The sequence below is a fragment of the Nocardioides sp. genome, assembly GCF_035547795.1.
Lineage (GTDB): Bacteria > Actinomycetota > Actinomycetes > Propionibacteriales > Nocardioidaceae > Nocardioides.
This window is the reverse complement of the sequence record NZ_DASZUF010000101.1, coordinates 1-12,770: the sequence shown is the minus strand read 5'-3', so window position 1 is coordinate 12,770 and position 12,770 is coordinate 1. Positions and strand designations below refer to the sequence as shown.

At 70.3% G+C, this 12,770-nt stretch carries 20 protein-coding genes; 13 read left to right on the top strand and 7 right to left on the bottom strand.

What is annotated here, in order from left to right:
- The 8 genes from VHA72_RS07085 to rplQ form a co-directional block, all read left to right on the top strand.
- Positions 1-1,055: LLM class flavin-dependent oxidoreductase (locus tag VHA72_RS07085; protein WP_325573741.1), on the top strand; the 1,055-nt coding region annotated here is incomplete at its 5' end.
- 213 nt (positions 1,056-1,268) lie between these two features.
- Entirely contained in the window at positions 1,269-1,490 is a 222-nt protein-coding gene (gene infA, locus VHA72_RS07080) for a translation initiation factor IF-1 (RefSeq protein ID WP_011757309.1), read from the top strand.
- A gap of 29 nt (positions 1,491-1,519) precedes the next feature.
- A complete protein-coding gene (gene rpmJ, locus VHA72_RS07075) occupies positions 1,520-1,633 on the top strand; it encodes a 50S ribosomal protein L36 (RefSeq protein WP_004008316.1) in 114 nt (37 codons plus the stop codon).
- A 229-nt stretch (positions 1,634-1,862) separates the two neighbouring features.
- Entirely contained in the window at positions 1,863-2,240 is a 378-nt protein-coding gene (rpsM, locus tag VHA72_RS07070; protein WP_325573740.1) for a 30S ribosomal protein S13, read from the top strand.
- A gap of 155 nt (positions 2,241-2,395) precedes the next feature.
- On the top strand, positions 2,396-2,803 hold the full coding sequence (rpsK, locus tag VHA72_RS07065; protein WP_325573739.1) for a 30S ribosomal protein S11: 408 nt from the start codon (positions 2,396-2,398) through the stop codon (positions 2,801-2,803).
- A gap of 32 nt (positions 2,804-2,835) precedes the next feature.
- A complete protein-coding gene (gene rpsD, locus VHA72_RS07060; RefSeq protein ID WP_325573738.1) occupies positions 2,836-3,444 on the top strand; it encodes a 30S ribosomal protein S4 in 609 nt (202 codons plus the stop codon).
- A 112-nt stretch (positions 3,445-3,556) separates the two neighbouring features.
- Positions 3,557-4,573 carry a DNA-directed RNA polymerase subunit alpha gene (locus VHA72_RS07055; RefSeq protein ID WP_325573737.1) on the top strand — a complete coding sequence of 339 codons (1,017 nt, stop codon included), beginning with the start codon at positions 3,557-3,559 and terminating at the stop codon, positions 4,571-4,573.
- 59 nt (positions 4,574-4,632) lie between these two features.
- Positions 4,633-5,187, top strand: a complete 555-nt coding sequence (gene rplQ, locus VHA72_RS07050; RefSeq protein WP_325573736.1) for a 50S ribosomal protein L17 — start codon at positions 4,633-4,635, stop codon at positions 5,185-5,187.
- Positions 5,188-5,259: 72 nt separating this feature from the next.
- On the opposite strand, the gene VHA72_RS07045 is transcribed toward rplQ, so the two are convergent.
- Entirely contained in the window at positions 5,260-5,823 is a 564-nt protein-coding gene (locus tag VHA72_RS07045; RefSeq protein ID WP_325573735.1) for a hypothetical protein, read from the bottom strand.
- Positions 5,824-5,902: 79 nt separating this feature from the next.
- Positions 5,903-6,649, bottom strand: coding sequence for a DUF72 domain-containing protein (locus tag VHA72_RS07040; protein WP_325573734.1), 747 nt, complete (start codon positions 6,647-6,649; stop codon positions 5,903-5,905).
- A 32-nt stretch (positions 6,650-6,681) separates the two neighbouring features.
- Here VHA72_RS07040 and truA point away from each other — a divergent pair, with 32 nt between their 5' ends.
- The gene (gene truA, locus VHA72_RS07035) at positions 6,682-7,527 is read left to right on the top strand and encodes a tRNA pseudouridine(38-40) synthase TruA (RefSeq protein ID WP_325573733.1); all 846 of its coding nucleotides are present in this window, start codon (positions 6,682-6,684) and stop codon (positions 7,525-7,527) included.
- Positions 7,524-8,120: a class I SAM-dependent methyltransferase gene (locus tag VHA72_RS07030; RefSeq protein ID WP_325573732.1), complete on the top strand. Its 597-nt coding sequence runs from the start codon at positions 7,524-7,526 to the stop codon at positions 8,118-8,120. Before truA ends, VHA72_RS07030 begins: the two co-directional genes overlap by 4 nt.
- Before the next feature lie 59 nt (positions 8,121-8,179).
- On the opposite strand, the gene VHA72_RS07025 is transcribed toward VHA72_RS07030, so the two are convergent.
- The 3 genes from VHA72_RS07025 to VHA72_RS07015 all read right to left on the bottom strand — a co-directional run bounded on the left by VHA72_RS07025 (position 8,180) and on the right by VHA72_RS07015 (position 10,903).
- Positions 8,180-9,460 (bottom strand): cytochrome P450, encoded by a 1,281-nt coding sequence (locus tag VHA72_RS07025; protein ID WP_325573731.1) that lies wholly within the window; start codon positions 9,458-9,460, stop codon positions 8,180-8,182.
- A 130-nt stretch (positions 9,461-9,590) separates the two neighbouring features.
- A complete protein-coding gene (locus VHA72_RS07020) occupies positions 9,591-10,562 on the bottom strand; it encodes an SRPBCC family protein (protein WP_325573730.1) in 972 nt (323 codons plus the stop codon).
- A 2-nt stretch (positions 10,563-10,564) separates the two neighbouring features.
- Positions 10,565-10,903 carry an ArsR/SmtB family transcription factor gene (locus VHA72_RS07015; protein ID WP_325573729.1) on the bottom strand — a complete coding sequence of 113 codons (339 nt, stop codon included), beginning with the start codon at positions 10,901-10,903 and terminating at the stop codon, positions 10,565-10,567.
- 54 nt (positions 10,904-10,957) lie between these two features.
- Here VHA72_RS07015 and VHA72_RS07010 point away from each other — a divergent pair, with 54 nt between their 5' ends.
- Both VHA72_RS07010 and VHA72_RS07005 read left to right on the top strand, forming a co-directional pair.
- Positions 10,958-11,443 carry an SRPBCC domain-containing protein gene (locus VHA72_RS07010; RefSeq protein ID WP_325573728.1) on the top strand — a complete coding sequence of 162 codons (486 nt, stop codon included), beginning with the start codon at positions 10,958-10,960 and terminating at the stop codon, positions 11,441-11,443.
- Between the two features lie 56 nt (positions 11,444-11,499).
- Complete coding sequence (locus VHA72_RS07005) at positions 11,500-11,799, top strand: hypothetical protein (RefSeq protein WP_325573727.1); 300 nt, start codon at positions 11,500-11,502, stop codon at positions 11,797-11,799.
- Positions 11,800-11,809: 10 nt separating this feature from the next.
- On the opposite strand, the gene VHA72_RS07000 is transcribed toward VHA72_RS07005, so the two are convergent.
- Positions 11,810-11,944 carry an ATP-binding protein gene (locus VHA72_RS07000; protein WP_524538580.1) on the bottom strand — a complete coding sequence of 45 codons (135 nt, stop codon included), beginning with the start codon at positions 11,942-11,944 and terminating at the stop codon, positions 11,810-11,812.
- On the opposite strand from VHA72_RS07000, the gene VHA72_RS06995 reads away from it, so the two are divergent.
- Positions 11,943-12,251 (top strand): ABC transporter permease, encoded by a 309-nt coding sequence (locus tag VHA72_RS06995; protein WP_325573725.1) that lies wholly within the window; start codon positions 11,943-11,945, stop codon positions 12,249-12,251. The genes VHA72_RS07000 and VHA72_RS06995 overlap by 2 nt on opposite strands.
- 2 nt (positions 12,252-12,253) lie before the next feature.
- Here the strand turns inward: VHA72_RS06995 and VHA72_RS06990 are convergent.
- Positions 12,254-12,770: oxidoreductase dimerization domain-containing protein (locus VHA72_RS06990; protein ID WP_524538579.1), on the bottom strand; the 517-nt coding region annotated here is incomplete at its 5' end.

Below are 12,770 nucleotides of genomic sequence, written 5' to 3'. Positions count from 1 at the left end.
GGCCACCGACCGGGTTGAGAGCAGACGTGCAGCTCTCCGTGCTCGATCTCGTGCCCGTCCGCAGCGACCAGGCCTCCGCCGACGCGGTGGCGGCCTCCCTCAGCCTGGCGAAGGTCGCCGACGAGCTGGGCTACACGCGTTACTGGCTGGCCGAGCACCACAACATGCCCGCGGTCGGCTCGACCAATCCGCCGGTGCTGATCGCCATGATCGCTGCCGCCACCCGGCGCATCCGGGTCGGCAGCGGGGGAGTCATGCTGCCCAACCACGCGCCGCTGGTCGTCGCCGAGCAGTTCGCGCTGCTGGAGGCGGCGTACCCGGGCCGGATCGACCTCGGCCTCGGCCGGGCACCGGGCACCGACCCGGTGACCAACTGGGCGCTTCGGCACGGCGGCCCGGTCGATGCGGACGCGGCCGAGCGCTTCCCCGAGTACGTCGAGAACGTCCTCGCCATGATGTCGCCCGAGGGCGTCGGCCTCTCCGTGGGCGGCCGGCGACACGAGCTGCGGGCGACCCCGGCAGCGCTCTCCGAGCCGACGGTCTGGCTGCTCGGCTCCTCCGACTTCTCCGCCCGGCTGGCCGCGCGGATGGGATTGCCCTACGTGTTCGCCCACCACTTCTCCGGCGCGGGGACCGCCGAGGCGCTGGAGCTCTACCGTTCGCAGTTCCAGCCGTCGCCCGAGCTGGCGGAGCCGCGCACGTTCCTGACGGTCAACGCGGTGGTCGCGCCGACCGAGGTGGAGGCGCGTCGGCGGGCGCTGCCGCAGCTGCTGAGCATGGTCGCGCTGCGCACCGGCGGGCCGCTGAACCCGCTGCGTCTGGTCGAGGACGCGGAGGCGGTCGAGCTCCCCGAGGCGCACCGCGGGCTGGCAGACTCGATGCTGGCCAAGTGGGTCGTGGGCGACGCGGAGTCGGCCCGCAAGCGGATCGCGGAGCTGGCTTCGACGTACGGCGTCGACGAGGTGATGGTGAACCCGATCGCCGGTGCCGTGCGCGGCACCGACCCGCGCACCGCCCCGGCGCGCGAGGAGACGCTGCGGCTGCTGGCCGATTAGGGATTCGACTCGACGCCCGACTAGACTGACGCGTCGGCCCAACGTGGGTCTGTCTCGTCGTGTCCTGCGGCTGCCCGTGCCTCGCGCGGGATAGGGGCACGGGAGCGGCTTCACGAGGTCCACCGGGTCTCGACTGGCTCGACCAGCGAGGTCCCGGAGGTTCCCGGGTCGATGCACCAACGGTAGACAACCGACCAACAGATTGCGGAGGACATGCCGAAGAAAGAAGGCGTGATCGAGATCGAGGGCACCGTCGTGGAGGCCCTCCCCAACGCCATGTTCCGCGTCGAGCTGAGCAATGGCCACAAGGTTCTCGCCCACATCAGCGGCAAGATGCGCCAGCACTACATCCGGATCCTCCCCGAGGACCGCGTGGTGGTGGAGCTGTCTCCCTACGACCTGACCCGCGGTCGGATCGTCTACCGGTACAAGTAAGCAGCCGATCCAACAGAAAGGGGCTGGCCGTGAAGGTCAACCCGAGCGTCAAGCCGATCTGTGACAAGTGCAAGGTGATCCGTCGCCACGGCCGCGTCATGGTCATCTGCGAGAACCCGCGCCACAAGCAGCGCCAGGGCTGAGGAGCGAAGGGCCACGTCGAGCCTGCTCGATCTTGGTCTGAGCGACGAAGTTCCGCCGCGAAACGGCCGGGCTGAGCCCGGCGCTCCGGCGCATCACAACTGAATCAACCATCGACGTACTAGGTCCGAGCGATCGGGCCGAACCACCTCCGGACCAGAGGCCGGAGCCCGGGGCGCCACCTCGAGACGTACGCCGAACGACACCTCTGGCGAGACCCGAAGGAACACCATGGCACGCCTCGTCGGTGTCGACCTCCCGCGTGACAAGCGCGTCGAGATCGCTCTCACCTACATCTACGGCATCGGCCGTACCACCTCCCAGCAGCTGCTGGCCGCGACCGGTGTTGACCCCAACACCCGCGTCCACGCTCTCTCGGAGGACGAGCTGGTCAAGCTCGCGAAGGAGATCGAGTCCCGCAACCTGACGATCGAGGGTGACCTCCGTCGCGAGGTGCAGGCCGACATCCGCCGCAAGATCGAGATCGGCAGCTACCAGGGTCGCCGTCACCGCATGGGCCTTCCGGTCCGCGGCCAGCGCACCAAGACCAACGCTCGCACCCGCAAGGGCCCGAAGCGCACCGTCGCCGGCAAGAAGAAGGCCAAGTGAGCGAGGCGACGAGGCGAGCTTGCTCGTTCTCGTCCCGAGCGAACGCAGGCCATGTCGCGCAGCGACAAGGGGCCAAGTGATCTGACGTCCTTCGGACGTTGATCACCGCTTTCTTCAAGCAGATCTCACAGACCAGCCAACACAGGAGTTAATGCATGCCTCCGAAGAGCCGTCAGGCTGCGGCGAAGACCAAGGTCCGCCGCAAGGAGAAGAAGAACGTCGCCCAGGGCGAGGCTCACATCAAGAGCACGTTCAACAACACCATCGTCACGATCACCGACCCGACCGGTGCGGTGATCTCGTGGGCCAGCGCCGGCACCGTCGGCTTCAAGGGTTCGCGCAAGTCCACCCCGTTCGCCGCGCAGATGGCCGCCGAGGCCGCCGGTCGTCGTGCCATGGACCACGGCATGAAGAAGATCGACGTCTTCGTCAAGGGCCCGGGCTCCGGCCGCGAGACCGCGATCCGCTCGCTGGGCGCGATCGGCCTCGAGGTCGGCACCATCCAGGACGTCACGCCGACCCCGCACAACGGCTGCCGGCCGCCCAAGCGCCGCCGCGTTTGATCCCTACCGAGACGAAAGAAGGAGACTGACCCATGGCCCGTTACACCGGCCCCATGACCAAGAAGTCGCGCCGTCTCGGTGTCGACCTCGTCGGTGGCGACTCGTCCTACGAGAAGCGCCCCTACCCGCCCGGCCAGCACGGCCGCGGCCGGATCAAGGAGAGCGAGTACCTGCTCCAGCTTCGCGAGAAGCAGAAGGCTCGCTTCACCTACGGCGTGCTCGAGAAGCAGTTCTCGAACTACTACGCCGAGGCGCACCGTCGTCCGGGCAAGACCGGTGACAACCTGCTCCAGCTGCTCGAGAGCCGCCTGGACAACGTCGTCTACCGTGCCGGCTTCGCCCGCACTCGCCGCCACGCCCGCCAGCTCGTGGTCCACGGCCACTTCCTGGTCAACGGCAAGAAGGTCAACATCCCCTCCTACCAGGTCGAGGCGCATGACGTCATCGACGTGCGGGAGAAGTCGTGGGAGATGACCCCGTTCATCGTGGCTCGCGAGACCCACGGCGAGCGCGTCGTTCCCGCGTGGCTGGAGGCCTTCCCCAACCGCATGCGGATCCTCGTGCACCAGCTTCCGGTCCGGGCCCAGATCGACATCCCGGTCCAGGAGCAGCTCATCGTCGAGTACTACTCGAAGCTCTGATGAACCACCGCCGCTGCCCCGTCTCGAGGACGGGGCGGCGGCACCGCCACTTCCGTCACCCCTGAAGTTCGGACCTGTCAAATAGCGGGTAGGTCCGGGAAGGAAAGAATCAGTGCTTATCGCACAGCGCCCCACCCTGTCGGAAGAGTCCGTCGACGAGTTCCGCTCGCGGTTCGTCATCGAGCCCCTGGAGCCGGGCTTCGGTTACACGCTGGGCAACTCCCTGCGCCGTACCCTGCTCTCCTCCATCCCGGGTGCCGCCGTCACCAGCATCAAGATCGACGGCGTGCTCCACGAGTTCTCCACGGTCGAGGGAGTCAAGGAGGACGTCACCGAGATCATCCTCAACCTCAAGGGCCTGGTCGTCTCCTCGGAGCACGACGAGCCGGTCACCATGTACCTGCGCAAGTCGGGTGCCGGTGACGTCACCGCCGCGGACATCGCGCCGCCGGCCGGCGTCGAGGTGCACAACCCCGACCTGAAGATCGCGACCCTGTCCGACAAGGGCAAGCTCGACCTCGAGCTGGTCGTCGAGCGTGGCCGCGGCTACGTCTCCGCGGTGCAGAACAAGGGTGCCGACAACGAGATCGGCCGCATCCCGGTAGACTCGATCTACAGCCCGGTGCTCAAGGTCAGCTACAAGGTCGAGGCCACCCGTGTCGAGCAGCGCACCGACTTCGACAAGCTGGTCATCGACGTCGAGACCAAGCCGTCGATCCGTCCCCGCGACGCGATCGCCTCGGCCGGCAAGACGCTGGTCGAGCTCTTCGGCCTGGCCCGCGAGCTGAACGTCGAGGCCGAGGGCATCGACATCGGCCCCTCGCCAGTCGACGAGCAGCTCGCCGCGGACCTCGCCCTTCCGGTCGAGGACCTGCAGCTGACCGTCCGGTCCTACAACTGCCTCAAGCGCGAGGGCATCCACACCGTGGGTGAGCTCATCAGCCGCTCGGAGCAGGACCTGCTGGACATCCGCAACTTCGGCGCCAAGTCAATCGACGAGGTCAAGGCGAAGCTGCACGAGATGGGCCTGTCCCTCAAGGACAGCGCGCCGGGCTTCGACCCGTCGGCCGCCCTCGCCGTCTACGGCGACGATGACGACGACGCTTTCGTCGAGGACGAGCAGTACTAATCCACTCAAGTAGCACCTACCCCGGTACCTGACACGGCCGGAGAGGAAGGACAGGCACGATGCCTACCCCGAAGAAGGGCGCCCGCCTCGGCGGCAGCCCGGCCCACCAGAAGCTGATCGTCTCGAACCTGGCCACCCAGCTGTTCGAGCACGGCCGGATCACCACCACCGAGGCTCGGGCGCGCCTGCTGCGCCCGGTCGCGGAGAAGCTGATCACCAAGGCGAAGAAGGGCGACCTGCACAACCGGCGCGAGGTCCTCAAGACCATCCGTGACAAGTCGGTCGTGCACGTGCTGTTCACCGAGATCGCGGAGACGTTCAAGGAGCGTCCGGGCGGCTACACCCGCATCACCAAGATCGGCCCCCGCAAGGGTGACAACGCGCCGATGGCCGTGATCGAGCTCGTCACCGAGGCCTACAACGCCAAGCCGGCCGCCGCCAAGAAGGCGGCTCCGACGACGACCGAGGCTCCGGCCAAGGTCGAGGAGGCCGTCGCCGAGGAGACCACCGAGGCGCCGGCCGAGGAGGCCGAGGTCGTCGAGGCCGCGGTCGAGGAGACCACGGAGGAGACCACCGAGGAGGCGCCCGCCACCGAGGAGGCGCCCGAGGCCTGAGCGTCTCGCCAGCCTGACACATCGCGAAGGCCCGCCACCGGGTGGCGGGCCTTCGTCGTACGTCGCAGGGCGTCAGGAGGCGGTGGTGCCGCCACCGCTGTCACCCGCGGGCGCGGTCGGCTGGAACGCCGCCTTGAACGCGTCGGCGATGCCCTGCTCGTCGGTGGCCGCTTGGACGGCCGCGATCAGCGACTCGAGCTTGGTCTGCTCGGCCTTGAGGTAGGGCAGGACCTTCGCCGCCCAGCCGTCGGGGTTGTCCGACGCCGCGCTGCTCAGCCTGGTGATGAGGTTGGTGAGTCGCTCGTCGGCCCGGGTGAGGCGAGCGACGATGGCCGCCTGCTCCTGCGCGAACGTCAGGTGCTGGTGACGGTGCCCCGCCCAGTGCTGGCGGTACCAGTGGTGGTCGAACGACGTGCCCACGGTGAAGTCGGCGTTGCGGAAGTCGCGTGAGTGCGAGAAGCGAGAGAAGTGGCGATGCACGCCGCGCACGCCGTAGCCGCTGACGTGGCTGGAGGACTGGTGCGAGTCGCCGCCGGACTGGTGCGAGGGGCCGCAGGCGTTCGCCCCGACCGCGGTGCCTCCGACGATGGCGGTGGCACCCAGGGTCGCGCTCAGGGCGCGAACGATCTTGTTCATGGTGTCTTCTCCCGAGATCGAGATCTCCGCAGGTCTGTGCCTGCCTGACAATGAGACCTGTCGCCAAGCCGCCCTGGCGTTACACCCCGATCTGTGGCCCGTCCAGCAGCCCGATCAGGTCGCGGCAGTTGCGGACGGCGTTGCCCGCGCCGTCGTTGTTGAAGTAGCCCCACACGTCACGGCCCTGGGCCTGCCACTCGCGGATCCGGTCGGCCCACCAGCGCAGGTCGTCGGCGGAGTAGGAGCCGGCGTACAAGTGGTGCTCGGAGGGCCCGTGCCAGCGCACGTAGACGAACGGCGCCGTCGCCCGCAGCACGCACCGCAGTCGAGCCCCACTCGTCACGACGTACGCCGCGCGGTGGTGCTCCAGCAGTTGGTAGACGCCGTCGTCGTCCCAGCTGGGATGGCGCAGCTCGACGGCGACCCGCAGTGAGGTCGGCAGCGACCCGAGGAACGTCGAGAGCCGCTCGTCGTCGCGCTCGAAGTCGTCGGCCAGCTGCAGGAGTACGACGCCGGCGTGCTTGCCCAGCGCCTCCATAGCGGCACCAAGCCGCCGCGCCCACGCTCCGTCCGGGTCCCGCAGCCGATGCCCGTGGGTGAGCCAGCGTGACGCCTTCACCGACATCCGGAAGTCGTCGGGCAGGCTCTGCCCCCAGCGGTGGAACGGCCGCTCACCGGGCCAGCGGTAGAAGGACGCGTTGAGCTCGACGGTGGTGAAGGTCTCGGTGTAGACCTCACGCCGCCGACCGACCGGCAGGCCGGGCGGATACAGCACGCCCTCCCAGTGGTCGTAGCTCCAGCCGGAGGTCCCCAGGTGCAGGCTCACGCATTCCCCGGTTGCCCCGACCGGATGGAAGGATGCGGCACGTGCGCATCCGGATCGATCTGTCGTACGACGGCAGCAACTTCCACGGCTGGGCCCTGCAGCCCGGGCTGCGCACGGTGCAGGCCGAGGTGCAGCGCGCCCTCGGTGTCGCGCTGCGGCGGCCCGAGGTCTGGGTGACCTGCGCCGGGCGCACCGACACCGGCGTGCACGCCCGCGGCCAGGTGATCCACCTCGACGTCGCCGAGGAGGTCCTGGTCGCCAGCGCCGGCCGGGCACCGGTGCCGCCGGTCGCGGCGCTGGTCCGCAAGCTCAACGGCATCCTGGAGCCCGACGTGCGGGTGCACGAGGCCCGGGTAGTGCCGGCGGAGTTCGACGCCCGGTTCTCCGCGCTGTGGCGGCGCTACGCCTACCGGGTCGCCGATGCGCCGGCGGCGTACGACCCGCTCACCCGCCACCATGTGCTGCACTGGCCGCGCCCGCTCGACCTGGCCACGATGAACGCCGCGGCCGCCGACCTGCTCGGGCTCAACGACTACACCAGCTTCTGCAAGGCCCGCGAGGGCGCGACAGCGATCCGTCGCGTCACCCGGCTCGACTGGGCTCGGGACGAGCGCGGCGTGGCGACGATGACGGTGGTCGCGGACGCGTTCTGCCACTCGATGGTTCGCTCGCTGGTCGGCTGCCTGCTGGCGATCGGCGAGGGCCGCAAGGACGTGACCTGGGCGGCCGACATGCTGCGTCGCGCCTCCCGTTCCTCCGACATCCACATCGCCTCCGCGCGCGGTCTGACCCTGGAGGAGGTCGGCTATCCCTCCGACGACGAGCTCGCCGGACGGCTGCTGATCACCCGGGCGCGGCGTTCCCAGGAGGAGCTGTGACCGAGGAGCACTACTTCTCGGCCGACCCGAGTGTGCCGTTCGAGCGGATCCCGGTCGAGGCGGAGGTCTGGGGCCGCACGCTGCGGCTGGTCAGCGGCTCGGGCGTGTTCGCCAAGGGGCGGCTCGACGTGGGCACCGCCGTGCTCTTCCGGGAGGCCCAGCCTCCGCCTCCGGGCCGGATCCTCGACCTCGGCTGTGGGTACGGCGTGATCGGGCTTGCCATCGCCGACGCGGTGCCCGGCGCTCGGGTGACGGCGGTGGACGTGAACGAACGGGCGGTGCTGCTCGCCAACGAGAACGCCGTCGCCCTCGGCCTCGCCGACCGCTACCACGCGGCCACGCCGCACGACGCTCCGGCCGAGGAGTACGACGAGATCTGGAGCAACCCGCCGATCCGGATCGGCAAGGAGGCCCTGCACGAGCTGCTGCTGACCTGGCTGCCGCGGCTGCGCCCCGGCGGTCGGGCGGTGATGGTGGTCGGCAAGAACCTGGGTGCCGACAGCCTGCAGCGCTGGCTGAGGGAGCGGGGCTACCCGACCACGCGGCTGGGCAGCGCGAAGGGCTTCCGGGTGCTGGAGTCCCGGCGTACCTGACCTTCGACACCGCGACACGCCGATACGGCGTGCAGAACGTCAGGTGCGCCGCGCGAGACTCAGGCCGGAACCGAGGCGGCGTTGAGCCGCACCGGCAGCCGGTCGAGGCTGTAGACGATCGACAGATCGCGGAAGCCGAGCTCGCCGGGGTCGTCGGTGGCCAGCGCGAGGTCGGGGAAGCGGCGGGCGAGCGCGGTGAGCGCGGCGCGCAGCTCCATCCGAGCCAGCTCGGCGCCCACGCAGCGGTGCATGCCGTGTCCGAACGCGAAGTGCATGGTGTTGGCGTTGCGCAGGTCGAACTGCTCCGGCGCCGCCATCACCGCCGGGTCGCGGTTGGCGCCCGAGAGCGACACGATCACCACCGAGCCCTTGCGCACCTGGTGGCCGAAGAGCTCGTGGTCCTCGCGGGCGAAGCGCGGGAAGGCGATCTGGACCGGGCACAGGTAGCGCAGCAGCTCGTCGACGACGCGGTCGACGTCCTCGCGGGTGCCGGTGCGCAGCAGCTCGAACGCCTCCGGCTGCTGAAGCAGCACGTAGGTGCCCATCGACAGCATCGCCGCTGAGGTCTCATAGCCACCCAGGAAGGCGCCGTCAGCCAGCCCGCCGAGCTCGAGGTCGCTGAACTCCTCGCCGCGGGTGCGGATGATCTCGCCGATCAGGCCGTCGCCGGGGTCGACGCGCTGCTTGCGGACCTGGTCGATGAGGAACGTGCGGGTCTCGGCCGCGGCTCCGAACGCGCCGGCGGCGCCGTCCTCGGCGAGGTCGAAGCGGGCCACCCCGAGCTTGTGGAACTCGTCGCGCACCTCGGTCGGCAGCCCGAGCAGCTCGCAGATCACCTGGAAGGGGATCTCGAAGCCGAACGCCTGGACCAGGTCGACGACCTCCTCGCCGTTCGCCATCGCGTCGAGCGCCTCGGTGACGATCCGCTCGATCGGCTCCTGCAGCCGCTGCAGCCGCCGCATGGTGAACTCCGGCGTGAGCAGCCCGCGCAGCCGGGTGTGATCCGGCGGGTCGGTCATGCCCAGGCCGCCGATCTCCTCGGCCTCCGTCTTGGGCTTGCTGCCCATCAGGTGACGCATGTCGTTGCTGTAGGACCGCGTGTCGGCGAGCACCTGCTTGGCCGCCTCGTGTCCGGTGACCAGGAAGATGTCGAGGCCGAGCACGTTGCCCAGCACGGTCACCGGCTCCTCGGCACGCGCCTGTGCGAGTGCGGGCACGGGGTCGACGCCGTCGCGGCGCAGCGGGTAGGTGAGGTGCTCGGGGATCTTGCGGAGGGTGGTGATGTCGGGGACCAGTGAGGTCTTCCCGCGCATGGCCCACCGCAGGGCGAGCTTACGCACCCGATCCTTCACCGAAGACAGCAGCATGGGGTCTAGTCTCGCCTGCCCAACCTGACGATTTCCATGCGGGTTGCCCCGTGTCCTCCCCTGAGTCCGGATCTCAGGGTGCGCGCCGGGCGCTGTCGCCGCCTCAGGCCGGGGTCAGAACCTCGTCCTCGAGGCGGCGGTAGCTCGTCTCCATGCCGTCGGTCATCCCGGTGGCGAGGACCATGTCGCGCACCTCGGCGTTCGGGTAGGTGATGACCAGCGCCAGCAGGGTGCCGCCCTCGACCGGGGTGAGGGTCAGCTCGTTGGTGGTGCCGGGTGCGTCGAGGCCGATCATCCGCTCGGTGGTCACGCTGCGGTACGGCGGGGCCGACTCCAGCAGCTCGCCCTCGAAGCCGAACCTCTCCTCGCCCTTCTCCCACTCGTAGCGGTAGCCCCCGCCGACCTCGGTGGCGACCTGGCAGACCGGCATGGTCCAGCCGTCCGGCCCGAGCAGCCAGCGCTGGAGCAGCGCGGCCTCGTGGTGGGCGCGCCACACGTCCTCGACGCGGCCGCGGATCACGCGGCTGATTCGCACCTGGGTGTCGCTCAGGATCTGGGTGTGAGTGGGCAGGTCGGCGGCGAACGTGCGCAGGTCGGCGAGCACGTCGTCCATCTGGCTCATCGCCGCGCGCATGCCCTCCTCCATGCCCATCTCCACCAGCTGCGCCAGCTCGTCGGCGGTGTTGAAGTGAGTCGTGGTGGTCACGCGCGAGCCGTCGTCGGTCGGCTCGAAGGTGAAGACCATCCGCATCGACGGCATCTCCCGGTTCGGGGAGCCGTCCTCCAGTGCGAAGCCGTCGAGCACCTCGAAGCCCCGCTCGGCGTCGACCGAGAGCCACTCCCAGTAGCCGCGGGAGACGTCGCCCTCGGGTCCGGTCATGGCGTAGTGGGACAGGCCGCCGGGGGCGGCGTCGTGTCGGCTGAACCGCGCCGGGTAGGTCGGCGGCCCCCAGAACCGCTCCAACTGGCGCGGGTCGACGTATGCCTGCCACAGGCGGGCGAGGGGGACGGGGAAGTCGGCCACGATCGTCAGGGTGAGGGCGGCCGGGTCCTTGGTCACGGAGGTGATGGGCATGGTCATTCTCCTTCGGAGAGCAGCGCGTCGAGGCGGTCGATGCGGGCGCGCCAGATCTGTTCGTAGCGGTCGAGCAGCTTCTTGGCCTGCTCGATCCGGTCGGGGTTGCCGAGGACGACGCGCTCCCGGCCCTGCGGGTGCTTGGTCACCAGGCCGGCTCCTTCCAGGACGGCGACGTGCTTCTGCACGGCCGCGAAGGACATGTCGTACGCCGCGGCCAGCTGCGACACCGACGCCTCGCCACTCAGGGTGCGGCGCAGGATGTCGCGTCGGGTCGCGTCGGCGAGGGCCCGGAAGATCCGGTCCACCTCGTCGTCGCTCAGGGCAATATCTACAACCATTTGGTTGTACGTTACGGCTGTCTTCGGCGGCCGTCAAGGGGCAGGATCGGGGACATGGGCCGCACCGACGTCGCCACCCGGCTGATCCCCGCCCCGCCGGAGCGGGTCTATGCCGCGCTGGTCGACCCGGCTGCGCTGGAGGTGTGGCTGCCGCCGAGCGGCATGAGCGGCCGGTTCGAGCGTTTCGACCTGAGCCCCGGCGGCGGCTACCGGCTGGTCCTCGCGTACGACGACCCGGCGCTGGACGGCAAGAGCCGAGCCAACGAGGACGTGGTGGAGGCGCGCTTCGTGGCGATCGTGCCGGGGGAGCGGATCGTCCAGGCGATCGACTTCATCGCAGACGACCCGGCGCTCGCCGGCACGATGACGATGACCTGGTCGGTCACCCCGGCGGAGGGCGGCGCGCTGGCCGAGATCCGCGCCGACGACGTACCTGAGGGCATCTCCGCGGCCGACCACGCGACCGGCATGTCGTCGTCGCTGGAGCACCTCGCCGACTACCTCGCCGAAGCCTCTTTACGGACCGCTCCGGGTGAGTGATGCTGGTCCGGTGCGGGCCCGACTCGGTGGGCCCGTCCGGATGCGAGGAGCCGGTCATGCAGACCCATTCCAGCCACCAGCTTGCCGCCGCTGCCCTCGCCCGGAGTGGCTCGGCTCCGGCCGAGCTCCTCGTGGTGGACTGCGCCAGCGGCCACCGGTTGGCGGACGTGGTCGGCACCGACGCCGGACCGGTGGTGTTGTGCCACACCGACGCGCGCGAGCCGGAGGCCGACCTGCTCGACGACCCGTTCGTCGGCGACGGGCTGCGGGCCTGGTGCGAGTGCGGCTCGCACCTGCTGTCGCGTCGCTGGGTGCTGGCCCAGGTGTACGGCGCCCGGCACGCCGTGCCTGTCTAGGCACGCCCGTCTAGGGGAAGCGCAGCGTCACGGTCGTGCCCTGCCCGGGCACACTCGCGATCTGTGCCGTCCCGCCGTGTGCCTCGACGATCTGGCGCACGATCGCCAACCCGAGGCCGCTGCCACCGGTCGCCCGACGGGGTATGCCGCAGCGCGTTCACCACCAGGTTGCCCAGCGCCTGGCGCAGCCGGACCGGGTCGGCGACCAGTTCGGCGCCGCCGGGCACCGGGTCGGCGGTCAAGGTGACCTCGGCTGTCTCCGCGCCGGCCTGGTGGGCGGGCTGCTGGGCTCGCTGGGGTACGCCGCGGTCCGCGGCTGGCCGTTCGTGGTCCCGCTGCCCGCGGTGGGCACCGGCGTACTCGGTGCGCTCCTCGTCGGCGCCCTGGCCGGGTTGTACCCGGCCGTGCGGGCGGCGCGACTCGCCCCGACCGAGGCGCTGGCGGCGGTGTGACCTCACGCGTCCAGGTCGGCCAGCGCGCTCTCGATGGTGCGGTGGAAGGTGGGGTAGGCGTAGATCATCGTGCGCAGCGTCCCCACCGGGATCCGAGCGTGCACCGCGAGGGTGAGCATCGCCAGGATCTCCCCGCCGGCCGGGCCGACCACGCTGGCGCCGACCAGTACGCCCTCGGCCGCGACCACCTTGACCAGGCCGACCGCGCCGGGGCCGTGGGTGAAGCCGCGCGAGGACGAGGTCAGGTCGGCGTGCCCGACGCGCACGTCGAGGCCGCGGTCGCGGGCGGCCGCCTCGGTGAGCCCGACCCCGCCGACCTCCGGGTCGGTGAACGTGGTGTGCGGGACGGCGTGATACTCCGCGCCCGGCCCGTCCTCGCCCCGGATGTCGCGCAGTGCGATCGCGGCCTGGTACATCGACATGTGTGTGAACGCGCCGTGCCCGGTCACGTCGCCGATCACCCACAGTCCCTCGCCGGCCCGCATCCAGTCGTCGACCCGCAGCGTCTCGGGGGACAGC

What these genes read in the sequence shown, in the direction of transcription:
- VHA72_RS07015 (WP_325573729.1), bottom strand. Translation starts at nt 10,903, where the DNA reads ATGGTTGTAGATATTGCCCTGAGCGACGACGAGGTGGACCGGATCTTC.
- rpsK (WP_325573739.1), top strand. Translation starts at nt 2,396, where the DNA reads ATGCCTCCGAAGAGCCGTCAGGCTGCGGCGAAGACCAAGGTCCGCCGC.
- VHA72_RS07010 (WP_325573728.1), top strand. Translation starts at nt 10,958, where the DNA reads ATGGGCCGCACCGACGTCGCCACCCGGCTGATCCCCGCCCCGCCGGAG.
- rpsD (WP_325573738.1), top strand. Translation starts at nt 2,836, where the DNA reads ATGGCCCGTTACACCGGCCCCATGACCAAGAAGTCGCGCCGTCTCGGT.
- VHA72_RS07005 (WP_325573727.1), top strand. Translation starts at nt 11,500, where the DNA reads ATGCAGACCCATTCCAGCCACCAGCTTGCCGCCGCTGCCCTCGCCCGG.
- VHA72_RS06995 (WP_325573725.1), top strand. Translation starts at nt 11,943, where the DNA reads ATGCCGCAGCGCGTTCACCACCAGGTTGCCCAGCGCCTGGCGCAGCCG.
- VHA72_RS07045 (WP_325573735.1), bottom strand. Translation starts at nt 5,823, where the DNA reads ATGAACAAGATCGTTCGCGCCCTGAGCGCGACCCTGGGTGCCACCGCC.
- VHA72_RS07020 (WP_325573730.1), bottom strand. Translation starts at nt 10,562, where the DNA reads ATGCCCATCACCTCCGTGACCAAGGACCCGGCCGCCCTCACCCTGACG.
- infA (WP_011757309.1), top strand. Translation starts at nt 1,269, where the DNA reads ATGCCGAAGAAAGAAGGCGTGATCGAGATCGAGGGCACCGTCGTGGAG.
- truA (WP_325573733.1), top strand. Translation starts at nt 6,682, where the DNA reads ATGCGGCACGTGCGCATCCGGATCGATCTGTCGTACGACGGCAGCAAC.
- rpsM (WP_325573740.1), top strand. Translation starts at nt 1,863, where the DNA reads ATGGCACGCCTCGTCGGTGTCGACCTCCCGCGTGACAAGCGCGTCGAG.
- rplQ (WP_325573736.1), top strand. Translation starts at nt 4,633, where the DNA reads ATGCCTACCCCGAAGAAGGGCGCCCGCCTCGGCGGCAGCCCGGCCCAC.